This is a genomic window from Arthrobacter sp. 05N429, assembly GCF_056397045.1.
This window is the reverse complement of record NZ_JBFTMQ010000002.1, coordinates 396,180-408,697: the sequence shown is the minus strand read 5'-3', so window position 1 is coordinate 408,697 and position 12,518 is coordinate 396,180. Positions and strand designations below refer to the sequence as shown.

Annotated in this window: 14 protein-coding genes; 6 read left to right on the top strand and 8 right to left on the bottom strand. The window is 66.5% G+C overall.

The genetic code is table 11. The features are described from left to right. Positions 1-2: 2 nt before the first annotated feature. The 4 genes from AC1DF4_RS05825 (at position 3) to AC1DF4_RS05810 (ending at position 4,491) form a co-directional block, all read left to right on the top strand. Positions 3-1,406, top strand: a complete 1,404-nt coding sequence (locus tag AC1DF4_RS05825) for a flavin monoamine oxidase family protein (RefSeq protein WP_476911988.1) — start codon at positions 3-5, stop codon at positions 1,404-1,406. A 48-nt stretch (positions 1,407-1,454) separates the two neighbouring features. Further along, complete coding sequence (locus tag AC1DF4_RS05820) at positions 1,455-2,369, top strand: universal stress protein (RefSeq protein WP_476911987.1); 915 nt, start codon at positions 1,455-1,457, stop codon at positions 2,367-2,369. Then, positions 2,366-3,886, top strand: a complete 1,521-nt coding sequence (locus AC1DF4_RS05815) for an APC family permease (protein WP_476911986.1) — start codon at positions 2,366-2,368, stop codon at positions 3,884-3,886. The genes AC1DF4_RS05820 and AC1DF4_RS05815 overlap by 4 nt, the downstream gene beginning before the upstream one ends. Before the next feature lie 122 nt (positions 3,887-4,008). Then, a complete protein-coding gene (locus AC1DF4_RS05810) occupies positions 4,009-4,491 on the top strand; it encodes a pyridoxamine 5'-phosphate oxidase family protein (protein ID WP_476911985.1) in 483 nt (160 codons plus the stop codon). A 58-nt stretch (positions 4,492-4,549) separates the two neighbouring features. On the opposite strand, the gene AC1DF4_RS05805 is transcribed toward AC1DF4_RS05810, so the two are convergent. Further along, entirely contained in the window at positions 4,550-5,188 is a 639-nt protein-coding gene (locus AC1DF4_RS05805) for an NADPH-dependent F420 reductase (protein ID WP_476911984.1), read from the bottom strand. 67 nt (positions 5,189-5,255) lie between these two features. After that, entirely contained in the window at positions 5,256-5,888 is a 633-nt protein-coding gene (locus AC1DF4_RS05800; RefSeq protein ID WP_476911983.1) for a hypothetical protein, read from the bottom strand. 156 nt (positions 5,889-6,044) lie between these two features. Between AC1DF4_RS05800 and AC1DF4_RS05795 the strand changes: the two genes are divergently transcribed. Continuing rightward, positions 6,045-6,428, top strand: coding sequence for a VOC family protein (locus AC1DF4_RS05795; RefSeq protein WP_441404775.1), 384 nt, complete (start codon positions 6,045-6,047; stop codon positions 6,426-6,428). Between the two features lie 58 nt (positions 6,429-6,486). Here AC1DF4_RS05795 and AC1DF4_RS05790 read toward each other — a convergent pair whose 3' ends face one another. Further along, the gene (locus AC1DF4_RS05790) at positions 6,487-6,891 is read right to left on the bottom strand and encodes a DUF5997 family protein (RefSeq protein WP_441404776.1); all 405 of its coding nucleotides are present in this window, start codon (positions 6,889-6,891) and stop codon (positions 6,487-6,489) included. A 90-nt stretch (positions 6,892-6,981) separates the two neighbouring features. On the opposite strand from AC1DF4_RS05790, the gene AC1DF4_RS05785 reads away from it, so the two are divergent. Further along, on the top strand, positions 6,982-7,734 hold the full coding sequence (locus AC1DF4_RS05785) for a LysR substrate-binding domain-containing protein (RefSeq protein WP_476911982.1): 753 nt from the start codon (positions 6,982-6,984) through the stop codon (positions 7,732-7,734). Positions 7,735-7,762: 28 nt separating this feature from the next. Here AC1DF4_RS05785 and AC1DF4_RS05780 read toward each other — a convergent pair whose 3' ends face one another. From AC1DF4_RS05780 to AC1DF4_RS05760, 5 genes are all read right to left on the bottom strand, one after another. After that, complete coding sequence (locus AC1DF4_RS05780) at positions 7,763-8,098, bottom strand: hypothetical protein (protein WP_476911981.1); 336 nt, start codon at positions 8,096-8,098, stop codon at positions 7,763-7,765. Between the two features lie 104 nt (positions 8,099-8,202). Next, a complete protein-coding gene (locus AC1DF4_RS05775; protein ID WP_476911980.1) occupies positions 8,203-9,012 on the bottom strand; it encodes an ABC transporter ATP-binding protein in 810 nt (269 codons plus the stop codon). Positions 9,013-9,021: 9 nt separating this feature from the next. Then, positions 9,022-10,062 (bottom strand): ABC transporter substrate-binding protein, encoded by a 1,041-nt coding sequence (locus AC1DF4_RS05770; RefSeq protein ID WP_476911979.1) that lies wholly within the window; start codon positions 10,060-10,062, stop codon positions 9,022-9,024. A 41-nt stretch (positions 10,063-10,103) separates the two neighbouring features. Further along, positions 10,104-10,982: an ABC transporter permease gene (locus tag AC1DF4_RS05765; RefSeq protein WP_476911978.1), complete on the bottom strand. Its 879-nt coding sequence runs from the start codon at positions 10,980-10,982 to the stop codon at positions 10,104-10,106. Positions 10,983-11,249: 267 nt separating this feature from the next. Continuing rightward, positions 11,250-12,350, bottom strand: coding sequence for a LacI family DNA-binding transcriptional regulator (locus AC1DF4_RS05760; RefSeq protein WP_476911977.1), 1,101 nt, complete (start codon positions 12,348-12,350; stop codon positions 11,250-11,252). Between the last annotated feature and the right edge of the window lie 168 nt (positions 12,351-12,518).

Below are 12,518 nucleotides of genomic sequence, written 5' to 3'. Positions count from 1 at the left end.
TCATGCTGGAACTTGACCGCGACGTCGTCATCGTCGGAGCAGGCCCCGCCGGGCTGACCGCAGCCCGCGAACTGAGGAAGGCCGGCCTGAGCGTCGCCGTCCTGGAGGCCCGCGACCGCGTCGGCGGCCGCACCTGGACCGACACGATCGACGGCGCCATGCTGGAAATCGGCGGCCAGTGGGTCTCGCCGGACCAGACCGAGCTGCTGGCGCTCCTCGACGAACTCGGCCTTAAGACCTACTCCCGCTACCGCGACGGCGAATCCGTCTATATCGGCGCCGACGGCAAGCGCACCCTGTACACAGGCGACTCTTTCCCGGTCAGCGAAACCACGGCAGCCGAAATGGACAAGCTCACCGCCCTGCTGGATTCCCTCGCCGCCGAGATCGGCCCCGCGGAGCCGTGGGCGCACCCCAAGGCCCGCGAACTGGACACCATCTCCTTCCACCACTGGCTGCGCGAGAACTCCCCTGACGAGGAGGCCTGCAACAACATCGGCCTCTTCATCGCCGGCGGGATGCTGACCAAGCCCGCCCACGCCTTTTCCGCCCTGCAGGCAGTGCTGATGGCAGCCTCCGCCGGATCGTTCTCACACCTCACCGACGAGGACTTCATCCTCGACAAGCGGGTCATCGGCGGCATGCAGCAGGTCTCCCTGCTGATCGCCGAAGAACTGGGCGACGACGTCGTGCTTGACAGCCCCGTGCGCACCATCAACTGGCGCGCGTCCGCGCCAGGGGACAACACGGGAGGCCACACCGTGACCGCCGTGTCGGAACGCGCCACGGTGAACGCACGCTTCGTGATCATGGCCGTGCCGCCGAACCTCTACTCCCGGGTCTCCTTCAACCCGCCGCTGCCGCGCCGCCAGCACCAGATGCACCAGCACCAGTCCCTCGGCCTGGTCATTAAGGTGCACGCCGTCTACAGCAGCCCGTTCTGGCGCGAGGACGGACTCTCCGGAACCTGCTTCGGTGCCGGCGCCCTGGTCCAGGAGGTCTACGACAACACCAACCACGAGGACGCGCGCGGGACGCTGGTCGGCTTCGTCTCGGATGAAAAGGCCGATGCCATGTTCGAACTCAGCGCCGAGGACCGCCGCCGGGCCATCCTCGAGTCGATGGCCGGGTTCCTGGGGGACAAGGCCCTCGAGCCGGAGGTCTACTACGAATCCGACTGGGGGTCGGAGGAATGGACCCGTGGCGCCTATGCCGCCAGCTACGACCTCGGCGGGCTGCACCGCTACGGCAAGGATCAGCACGCGCCGGTCGGCCCCATCTACTGGTCCTGCTCCGACCTCGCCGCCGAGGGCTACCAGCACGTTGACGGCGCGGTCCGGATGGGTCGCCTCACGGCGGCCCGGATCGTCGCAGCGGCCGACCGCACTTCCGTGGCCTCCAATTAGCCCGGCGCTTCCAAGTAATCCGCCTAAAGTTCAGAAAGGATCGGCCAGATGCGGTACGTAGTGGGGTATTCAGCCAATGCCAGAGGCCATGATGCCGTCAATCTGGCCGTAGCGCTGGCACGCGGCCGCGGTGCCAGCCTGGACCTCGTATTGGTGGTCCCCGAAGTCCAGCAGTTCGGCGCGGCGCATGCACCCAAAGCCGGTTTCGAGACCGTCCTGAACGAGCAGGCACGTGAATGGCTCGACGAGGCCCTCAAACTGGTTCCGGCCGACGTACCCGCGAAGGCGCATATCCGCAGCGGCGACTCCGACGCGCACGCGCTGATCGAGGCGGCCGAACAACTAGGGGCGGACGTCCTGGTCATCGGGGCAACCAGCAACGGGCTGTTCAAGCGGTTCACCATCGGTTCGGTGGCCAGCGCGCTGCTCCACGCATCCACCGTGCCGGTGGCACTGGCTCCCCACGGCTACCACCGCACGGAGGCGCTGACCCGGATCAGCTGCGGCCTGGGAACCAGGGCAGGGGCCGAGAAGCTGCTCGATTTCGCGATCGGCATGGCGGCGAACCGGAAGGTCCCGTTGCGGGTGGTGTCCCTGCTCGCGCTCGACGGCGGCAACGCCGCCGATGCGGCCGAGGCCGCCCGCGAGTACGCGGAGAAGGCCCTCGCCGCAGCCTCGCCGGTGGACCCGTCCGGCGTCCAGTTGGTGGCCAAGACGGACGTCGCTGTCGCACATGGCCGGAGCATCGAAGAGTCCGTGGACGACCTCGACTGGGAGGACGGCGAGGTCCTGGTGATCGGTTCCAGCCGCCTGGCCCAGGCCCGCTCCATCTTCCTGGGCAGCACCGCGAACCGGATCCTGCGCGCCCTGCCGGTGCCGATGCTCGTGGTTCCCAGCGGTTACGAACTCAAGCACCAGAACCAGTCAACGTCGAATGACACGTCCGGAGAGGCACACCAATGAGCACTGAACACGTGACGGCCAAGGCCTCGCACGACCCCCACGCAGGACTGAGCGCCAAGGGCCTCAAGGCCGGATCGGTGGGCCTGATCGGCGCCGTCGTCATCGGTGTGTCCTGTATTGCTCCCGCCTATACGCTGACCGCGGCCCTCGGCCCCACCGTCGCCGAAGTCGGCGTCCAGCTGCCGGCCATCTTCCTGGTGGGCTTCATTCCGATGCTGCTGGTTGCCTTCGGCTACCGGGAACTGAATAACGCCATGCCCGACGCCGGAACCTCCTTCACCTGGGCATCACGCGCCTTCGGCCCCTGGATCGGCTGGATGGGCGGCTGGGGACTGATCGCAGCGACGATCATTGTGCTCTCCAACCTGGCAGCAGTGGCCGTGGACTTCTTCTACCTCATGCTGGCGCAGCTGTTCGGCAACCCCGAACTGGCGGACCTGACACTGAACCTGCCGCTGAACATCGCCACGACCCTGGTGTTCATCGCGCTGGCCTGCTGGATCTCCTACCGCGGCATGGAAACTACAAAGGGTGTGCAGTACGTGCTGGTCGCGTTCCAGCTCCTGGTGCTCGGCTGGTTCTCTGTCGCGGCTTTCAGCCACGTCGCCAACGGCACGGCCTTCGACGCCACGGCGATCACCCCGGAGTGGTTCAACCCGTTCGCCGTCCAGTCCTTCTCCGCCTTTGCCGCCGGCGTCTCGCTCTCGATCTTCATCTACTGGGGCTGGGACGTCACCCTGACCATGAACGAGGAAACCCGCAACCCGGAGAAGACCCCGGGCCGCGCGGCCACCGTCACCGTGCTGGTCATCGTGGTCATCTACATGACCGTCGCCCTGGCCACGCTGGCGTATGCCGGCATCGGACAGGAAGGCCTGGGAGCAGGAAACCCGGAAAACCAGGGCAGCATCTTTGCCGTCCTCGCGGGACCGGTCATGGGCCCGTTCGCCATCCTGATGTCCCTGGCCATCCTGAGCAGCTCGGCCGCGTCCCTGCAGTCGACGTTCGTCTCACCGGCCCGGACGCTGCTGTCGATGGGGCACTACAAGGCGCTACCGACCAAGTTTGGCAAGATCAGCCCTACGTTCAAATCCCCGAGCTACGCCACCATCGCCGCTGCCATCGCCGCAGCCGGGTTCTACGTCATCACCCGGACCACGTCCGAGAACGCTTTGTGGGACACCATCACCGCGCTCGGCATGATGATCTGCTTCTACTACGGCATCACCGCCCTGGCCTGCGTCTGGTTCTTCCGGGCCGAGGCCTTCAGCGGGGCGCGGGCGTTCTTCTTCAAGTTCCTCTCCCCGCTCCTGGGCGGCGTCATCCTGCTGGTGATGTTCTTCAAGACCGCCTATGACTCCATGGACCCGGCCTACGGGTCCGGATCCTCCGTCGGCGGGATTGGCCTGGTGTTCGTCCTGGGCATGGGAGTGATCCTGCTCGGCGTGGTGCTCATGCTGGTCATGTACAAGATCCGCCCGGAGTTCTTCAAGGGCAAGGTCCTGCCGAGGGGTTAGTAGGTTCCCGCCGCCGCACCAGAAGGTCCTCCTGCCGCCCGCCATTGGAAAGTAAGCACACTTACCAATAGGCTGACGGGAGGGGGACCTTCCCCCGTTCGGAACCAGAACGAGGTGGCAGCATGTCGAACGCAGAGAGCATCAGCAAAGTCACGGACATCATCAACGATTCACGGATCGGGATGTTCACCACCGTCAACGAAGAAGGGGCTCTGGTCAGCCGGCCGCTGGCCGTCCAGGAGGTGCTGGACGACGGCGACATGTGGTTCTTCACGTCCGCCACAACCTCCCAGGTGGCCCAGGTCCGGGCGGACCCGCGCGTCAACGTGTCCTTCGGGAAGCGGACGGAATGGGTGTCGGTGGCCGGAACGGCTCACGTTGTCACCGACCGCCAGAAGATCCACGAGCTGTGGAACCAAATGGTGGAAGCCTGGTTCCCGGACGGCCCCGACACCCCCGAGGTGGTGCTGCTGCACGTCGAGTCCGACTCCGCCGAATACTGGACCAGCCCGGGCGGAACCGCCGCGACCGTGCTGCAGTGGGTCAAATCCAAGGTCACGAACAGCCGGATGAGCGTCGGCGAGAGCGGCACGGTCGAACTCTAGGTGCCGCACCCCGGCGGGGCCCCTATCCGCCCGACCCGCCGGGCACACCGGCGTGGGCCTAATCGATGATCTTCAGCCCGGTGGCCCAGTTGAAATCCGCGTACGTGGGATTGGCCTGCAGAGCCATCACAAGGAGCTGGAATCCCTCCAGTTCCCGGGCATGCCTCAGCCCGCCCACCCGCAGCGGCCGGAGACCGGCGGCTGCAGCGAACGACGCGACCGTGTTGGCTGCGTCTTCGGAGTCCGAGGCGATGAAGACATCCAATGGCATCCCGCCCGTGGCTCCGGCCGTCAGCGGGGCGGCGAACGTGGTGTTGAAGGCTTTGACCACTTGTGCTCCCGGAAGCAGCGCGGCGATTTCCTCGGCGGCCGAGGACCCCGGTTCGACGGTGAGGGAATCGAAGGTTTCCGGGTCAGCCGGGTTGCTGATCTCCACGACGGTCTTGCCGCTGAGGGTGTCGCCGTAGTGCGTCGCGACTTCCTTGGCCGGTCCGAAGTAGAGGGCCAGCACCACGATGTCCCCTTCCGGGATGTCGCCGAGTCCTCCGGAGGTGGCGTCAGCGCCCAGCCCGGCCGCGAGTTTGGCCGCGTGTTCCGGGGACCGGCTGAGGATCTGGAGCGAGCGTCCGGCCGCCACGGCCCGGGTTCCGATCGCCCGGGCCATGTTGCCGCTGCCGATGATGGTGATGTCTGTCATGGGTCTTCCTTCCGGGGCTGACTGTGACATGCAGGGGCGTGGGGATCAGCGCGTGGGGTGCGCGGTGTCAGCCGAGTGCCGGACCCGCAGTGGGAAGTCCGGTGGGCCGGGCCGGGGTGTCGTGCCTGACGCCGGCAGCCCGTTCGGCGTCGGCGAGGGCCTGATCCAGCCGGTCGACGGCCGGGGCGTAGGCGGCGTCAGAGCCGCCGCGGAGCTGCTCCGCGGCCTTCATTGCCCGGATCAGGGCCGCGGTCTCCGGCTGGCGCGGGTCACTCATGGCCGGGTAGTCGATGCTGTGCGCGGGGTCCAGTTCGTAGCGCTGCCATCGGGCCAGGACGCTGCGGTGCCGGGCCGCGGCAGCCTCGTTGCTGGCGGCGATGTCCCGGGAGGCGCGCCGGGCCTCCTGCCGGCTGAAGACCCGGGGCGACCAGAAGTAGGAAGCGGCAGCGGCAGCGGCGGCGAGGACCCCCAGCAGCAGGCCGGCCCACGGTGCTGCCAGGGCGGGAAGGACCACGGCCGGCGCCACGATGGCGAGTCCGGCAAAACCATCCCAGAACACTGAGTCCGGCAGGCCGTCGTTGCCGTCGGCCAAATGCTTCCGGATGAGGTACACCGAAGCTCCGGAAGCGCACACGACGATGACGGCCAGGGCAAACAATTGCCACAGCGGGAATGGGGCGGGCTCGAACAGGAACGGCATTCCAACACCTCCAGGGATCCGGCCCGGGCGGGCGCGGTTCCGCTGATTCCATTGGAATCCATTGGAAGCGGGCCGTCAATGGTCCCGGAACTGTGCGGAGCCCCGTGCGGTGGCTTCGGTTCACACCCGGGTCCGTCCCGGCGTAGCCTAGGGCCCATGCGACTGAAAATGTGCAGTATCCACGTCAAGGACCCCGCCGCCGCCTTCGAGTTCTACACCGGAATCCTGGGCTTCGAGAGCCTTCTGGCCATGCCGGAGCACAACCTGTTCATTGTGAAAGACCCGGCCGGGTCCGGCAGCGGATCAGCCGGGCTCCTGCTGGAACCCAGCGACAACCCGATCGGGGCCGCCTATATGAACGGCTGCCACGACGCCGGGATGCCCGCGATTGTCCTGGGCGTGCCCGACGTCCGGGCCGAGTTCAAGCGGCTTACGGCCAAAGGCGTGATTTTCCAGGGCGAGCCCTCCGACGGTCCCGGCGGCACCACGGCGGTGTTCGACGACGGGTGCGGGAACTTCGTCCAGCTCCACCAGGACTAGCAGGCCAAGGATCGCGCCGGCCGGGAGCCGGGCCGCGCCCCGTGCAGGGCAGCAGCGGCTACTCGGCCGCGGCGCGTGCCTTCTTGGCGTCCTTCTTCGCAGCCTCGTCCTTGACCCGCTGGGCCTCGGCGCGGACGGCGGCGTGGGTGGAACGTTCGGCGACGAGCCAGGCCGGGGGAGCCTGCAGCAGCGCGGTGATTTCCGCCGTCGTGAGCGCTTCCTCAACGCCGCCGCGGGCCAGGCCGCTGATGGAGACGTTGAGCTTCTGCGCGACCACCGGGCGGGGGTGCGGGCCGTTGCGGCGCAGTTCCGCCAGCCACTCCGGCGGGTTGGCCTGGAGCTCGGCGAAATCGGCGCGCGTGATGACCGAATCCTGGAACTCCTGGGGTGTTGCGGGCAGGTAGATGCCAAGCTTCTTGGCAACGGTGGCCGGCTTCATGGACTGGGAGTTTGCAGAGGTCATGCTTCAAGGGTATCCGGCCAGAGGCTGGCTGGGCACCGGCACTGAGCCCTGACACCCGCCATGCACCGGGCCGGGCGGTACTGTGAACATGTGTCCGCAGCAGAAGAAGCACCCCAGACCCCCGACGAAACCGCCGCAGAACCGGCCGAAGCAGCCGTGCGGGAGCTGCGTTTCGCCTACGTCGCCGGCGTCACCCCGGGCAAGTGGGTCCGGCGCTGGGAAGAGCGGATGCTGGATGTTCCGCTGCGCTCCTTTATGTCCGACGACGGCGCGCAGCTCACGGTGCTGCGCGACGGGTCCGCGGACCTGAGTTTCGTCCGGCTGCCGGTGGAGCGCGAGGGCCTGAGCGTCATCCCGCTGTACGAGGAACAGCCCGTGGTGGTGGCGCCCAAGGGACACGAGATCTCCGTGTTCGAGGAGGTGGCCCTGGCGGACCTGTCCAAGGAGACGTTCCTGGACGTGGCTGAACTCGGCGGACCGGAGATGGCGCTGCAGGTGGTGGCCACGGGCGCCGGCCTGGTGATCCTGCCGATGTCCGTCGCTCGGCACTTCAACATCAAGGACACCGTGGCGCGGAAGCTCACCGGCGCACCTACGACCCAGATCGCCCTGGCCTGGCCCAGCGACAGCACGGATGAGGTGATCGAGGAGTTCATCGGGATCGTCCGCGGACGCACAGCTGCGAGCTCCCGGCAGCCCTCCGCCCAGCAGGAAAAGCCCAAGAAGGAACCGAAACCGGACCGGCGCGGTCCCGCTGTCAAGAAACCCAAGGTGGCGCAGCGCTACGCGCCGAACCCGGACAAGGGCCGCGGCAAGGGTTCCCGGAAGAAGGGCAAGCGCTAAGGCGCTGCCCGGCTGGACCTTTGGGCGGCTACTTCGCGCAGGCGTCCTGGAGGGCCTTGACGGAGTCGGCCGGAACCTGGTCGCCGGAGTCGGCGATCTGGCGCAGCGGCGTGGTGATCTCGGCGGGAACACCTGCGGTTTCCGCGCCGGCGACGAGGCCGCCCAGCAGTTCCTTGTCCTTGACGCTGACGAGGCCGTCCTCGACGAGCGTGCAGGCCTGCTTCTTCACTTCGCTGCCGGCCGCCGTGGCAACCTGGGATGCGCCGTCGCTGACGGCCTTGTTCGCGGCATCCTGCACCTGGCCGCAGCCCGTCAGGGCAATCAGGAGGGCGGCAGCGGCAAGGGCGGCGAGGCGAAGTTTCATTCGACCAGCCTAACAAGGGCGGCCGGTGCCGGGTTTCAGGAGGCCCATGGGCTGAGGAACCGCCGCCTGGTGTCGGCGGTTCCTCAGATGAAGCCCCTGGCTGATCAGTCAGCGGCGTGGGTTGCTCCCAATAGGTCACGGACCCGCGCTGCGATACGTACGAAGTCCGGGTTCTCCATGGTTTCCCCGTAGTCGCGGTCGTTGCCGAACGGGACGTCGATCGTCTCGAGGATGCGGCCCGGGCGGGGGCTCATGACGACCACCCGGTTGGCAAGGAACACGGCTTCCGCCACGGAGTGGGTCACCAAGATCACGGTGGTGCCGGTTTCGCGCCAGATCCGGTGGAGTTCGATGTTCATCCGTTCCCGCGTCAGCGCATCGAGGGCACCGAACGGTTCATCCATGAGCAGCACGTCGGGCTCGTGGAGCAGGGCGCGGCACAGTGAGACGCGTTGTTGCATGCCGCCGGACAACTCATGTGGCATCGAATTTTCGAATCCGGCCAGGCCGGTCATCTCGATGAGTTCATCCGCCCGCCGGGCCGCCTTCGCCCGGTCCATTCCCCTCATCTCTGCCTGGAGCAGAATGTTTCCGCGCACATTGCGCCATTCCAGCAGTGCGGCGCGCTGGAACACGTAGCCGATATCCCGCCGCGGCCCCTTCACTTGCTGGCCGCGGAGTTCCACCGTGCCGTCGCTGGCCCGGGTCAGGCCAGCGACGACTTTCAGCAGCGTTGATTTGCCACAGCCGGAAGGGCCGGCGATCGACAGGAATTCGCCCGGCGCGACTGACAGGTTGATTCCCTCAAGGGCAGTAACCGTTCCGCGCTTTGAGGAAAAGGTGACATTCATGTTCTCGATCCCGACGACGGGCGATGTGCCCGTGGCGAGGATCTCCGGAATGGTCGCGGTCATATCGTCCCCCTACTTCGGCTGGTACTGCGCGTCGTAATACTTGGCGGCGTCGCCGGCGCTGCCGAGCAGTCCCGCGCCATTGAGCGTGCTGATGGTCGCGGCCCAGTCGGCCGGATCATTCACCCCCGGCTTCTTGGATGAGGTCGCCGGTGTGTGGAGCAGCTTGATGGTTTCCGTCCACTGTGCCAGGACGACGGAGGCCGGCGGGATCTGAGGGTCCTTGCCTTCCATCGATTTCGCGGCTGCCTCAGGGTTCTTCACTGCAGCTTCAAAGGATTCCGAGACGGCCGCCATCATTTCGGTTGCCAGGTCCTTGTTCTTCGACAGGTACGAGTCGGACGAGATCAGTCCGTTTGAGTAGAAGTTCACGCCTGCGTCGGCGTACTTGAGGTACGTCATCGCCTTGCCGCTCTTATTTGCGATTGTGGGGCCCTGATCGTGGGCGAAGCCGATCAGTCCGTCCACTTTGCCCGAAAGCACGGAGGCGACCTTGCCGGCAGCATCCAGGTTCTGCTGTTTCACGTCGTCCGGGGCCAGGCCTGCCGCCTTGAGGAAGATTGGAAAGGTGACTGTCGGAGCGTCACCGGCTGAGACGGCGATTGTCTTGCCTTTGAGGTCCGCAGGCGTCTTGATTCCGGAGTCGCTAAAGACCTGAACGGCCGAAGGGGTGGTCTGCAGGTAGACGCCCAGACTCTTGACCTTGACGCCCTTGTCGACGTTCGCCAGCACGGCGGGTGTGTCGGCCCATCCGAAGTCCACCTGACCCTGCCCGGTCGCCTGAACTGTTTTGGTGGAACCCTGTCCGGCCTTGATGGTCAGGTCGATGCCGTGCTTCTTGAAGATGCCTTGTTCCACCCCGTAGTAGAAGGCGGCATGTTCGCCGTAGGGGTACCAGTTGAGCATCAGCGTCACCGGCTTGGTCTCTCCGGCGGCAACGGATCCTCCTCCTGCCGTGCCGGGGGCGGCGCCCGCTCCGCCGCCACAGGCTGAGAGCGCTACGGCTGCGGCTGCGATGCCGGCAGTCAAAATGGATCTGCGAACGACGTTCATGTTGGTTCCTTAATACTAGGAGCAAGCAAGGGCTGGGAAGACTAGGAAGTAACGGTGGAGGACCCGAGGGACCGCCGCGAAGCGTGCCACGGGATGAGGAACCATTCGGCGATTTGGATGACTGCGAACAGGAGGACTCCGAGCAGCGACATGATGATCAGTGCAGCAAAAAGCATGGCCGTGTCGATGTTCCCGTTGGCCTGCAGGATCACATAGCCCAGTCCCTCGTTGGCACCGACGAACTCACCGACGACGGCGCCGGTTACTGCCAGGGTGGCGGCCACCTTCAGCCCGGAGAGCAGCTGGGGCAGGGACGCGGGGAGCCGGATCTTCCAGAAGGTCTTCAGCGGGTTCGCGCCCATGGTTGAGGCCAGCTCGAGGATCTCCGGGTCCACGGACTTGAGCCCTGCCATGCCGGAAATCACGATGGGGAAGAAGGCCATAAGCACAGCCACAACCACCTTCGGTTCGAGCCCGAATCCGAGCCAGACGACGAAGAGGGGAGCAATGGCGATCTTGGGGATGACCTGTGCGAAGAGGATCAGCGGGTACATGGTCTTTTCCAAAGACTTGGAGTAGATCATCAGTACCGCCACCAATTCGCCGACGATGAATGCGATGACGAACCCGAGGACTGTCTCCAGCGTTGTCACCCCGGTGTGCTGGAGGAGGTACGCCGAGTGCTCAACAGCCGTGTCCACGGTCGCCTGGGGACTCGGAAGGATGAAGGGCGGCACCAGTTCCTGCGCGGTCACCCACCACCAGGCCGACAACAGTGCGAGCACGAACACCGCGGGCCGCCAAAACTCGGACAGCAACTTGGCCGCGGTGGCTGAGGTGCTGCGCCGGGGACGGCCCTGCCGGACCGGCGGTCCGGACGATCCAGTGCTGGGCTGAATCTCGTTTACCACAACTGTCATGCTGGCTCCGCATCATTGCTGGATGTCTGTCGGTTGGGAAGCGTAAAACCAGTTTGGGAATGCGCTTTCCGCCTCGGTCCAAGCTAAGGTGTCGTGAATCACATGTCAACCCGACGCCGTCGCAAAGTCGTGACATTCACTGGATGGCATCTGACGGCCGGGTGGACGCCGAGGGCAGGGGCCAGCGACGGGTGGTGCGCGACGCTCCGGGACCCCGGCTGGCAGCGTTGCTCCCGGATCCCGTGACGAACTGCCGGGCGATCCGCTCTAGCTTCGGGCTGAGGGTGACGCTTCGGTGCTGCGGCGCAGGGTCACCTGGCCGGCGATGGGTGCGTTGCCGTTCATGTCATCGGCTCCGGTCCACCCGGTGGTGCCGCCCAGTGCGGCGAGCCTGCCGATCTCCTCGAGAGGCAGGCGGACCGTCGAGAGGGGCGGGCGGAAGTCCCGCAATGTTTCGATGTCGTCGAATCCTGCGATCAGGGCATCGCGGGGAATCCGTAATCCCTGAGCGCGGAGTGCCGCCACGGCGCCTATGGCCATGACGTCGTTCGCGGCAAAGATGCACGGCCGCGATACTTCGCCGGCGGGCGCTTCACCGCCCTTTCGCGCATCGATGATGCGCTCGGCAAGCGTGGTGCCAGCCTCGTAGCCGCCGGTGCGGTCAAAGCCGGCGCGGAGGATCTCTGCGGGCGGCAGGCCGGCTGCTTCCAGGCCCTTCTGGTACCCGCGGATGCGGTCGTCGGAGGTGAGCAGACCCTCCGGGCCGCCGAGGATGACGAATTCCCCGCTGTGGACCTGGGCCAGTGCCCCGGCAAGCTCTGCCGCCAGCTCCTCGTTGGGGACCGCCACAACGTGATACCCCTCGTGGGCCGACGCTCCGACGATGGCGTGTCCCAGCACGCCTACCCTCCCGCCGTTTCGGCAGTACCTGTCGAGTTCGGCTGCGAGTTCGGCATTGCTGTTCTGGTCGCCGGGCCGGCTGGAGCGGGAGCCGGCAATCACGATCGAATCTGCCCGGCGGGCCGCGAAGGCTGTTACGGCGGCATGCTCGTCGGCCGGCGTTCCCCCGGTTGTCGCCAGCAGGAGCATCTTGCCTTGCTCCCGGGCAGCCGCCTGAACGCCGCGGGCAATGGCGGCGAAGTAGGGGTCGGCGATGTCGTGCACTATCAGCCCGATGAGCCCGGAAGTGGACCTCGCCAGTCCCTGCGCCTGCGCGTTCGGGACGTAGCCGAGGGAAGCCGCGGCTTGCCTGACCCGGTCCGCTACGTCTGGGCCGGGCTTCCTGGCGGAGCCATTGAGAACCCGGGATGCGGTGGCCGGCGAAACCCCGGCCAGCCGGGCGACTTGGGCGAGCGTGCTTGCGGCCACGGAAACTCCTGTTCTGAACGGCTCTGTTTCAGGCGGGTTGAATCCCCGCCCGGTCTCCCCAGCTTACGCAGGTGCTGGAATGCGCTTGCCATGCCGGGCCCAACAATGCATCATGGGCGGAGTGGGAATGCGCTTTCCCAGATACGCCACTGGCTAGATGCCAAGAAC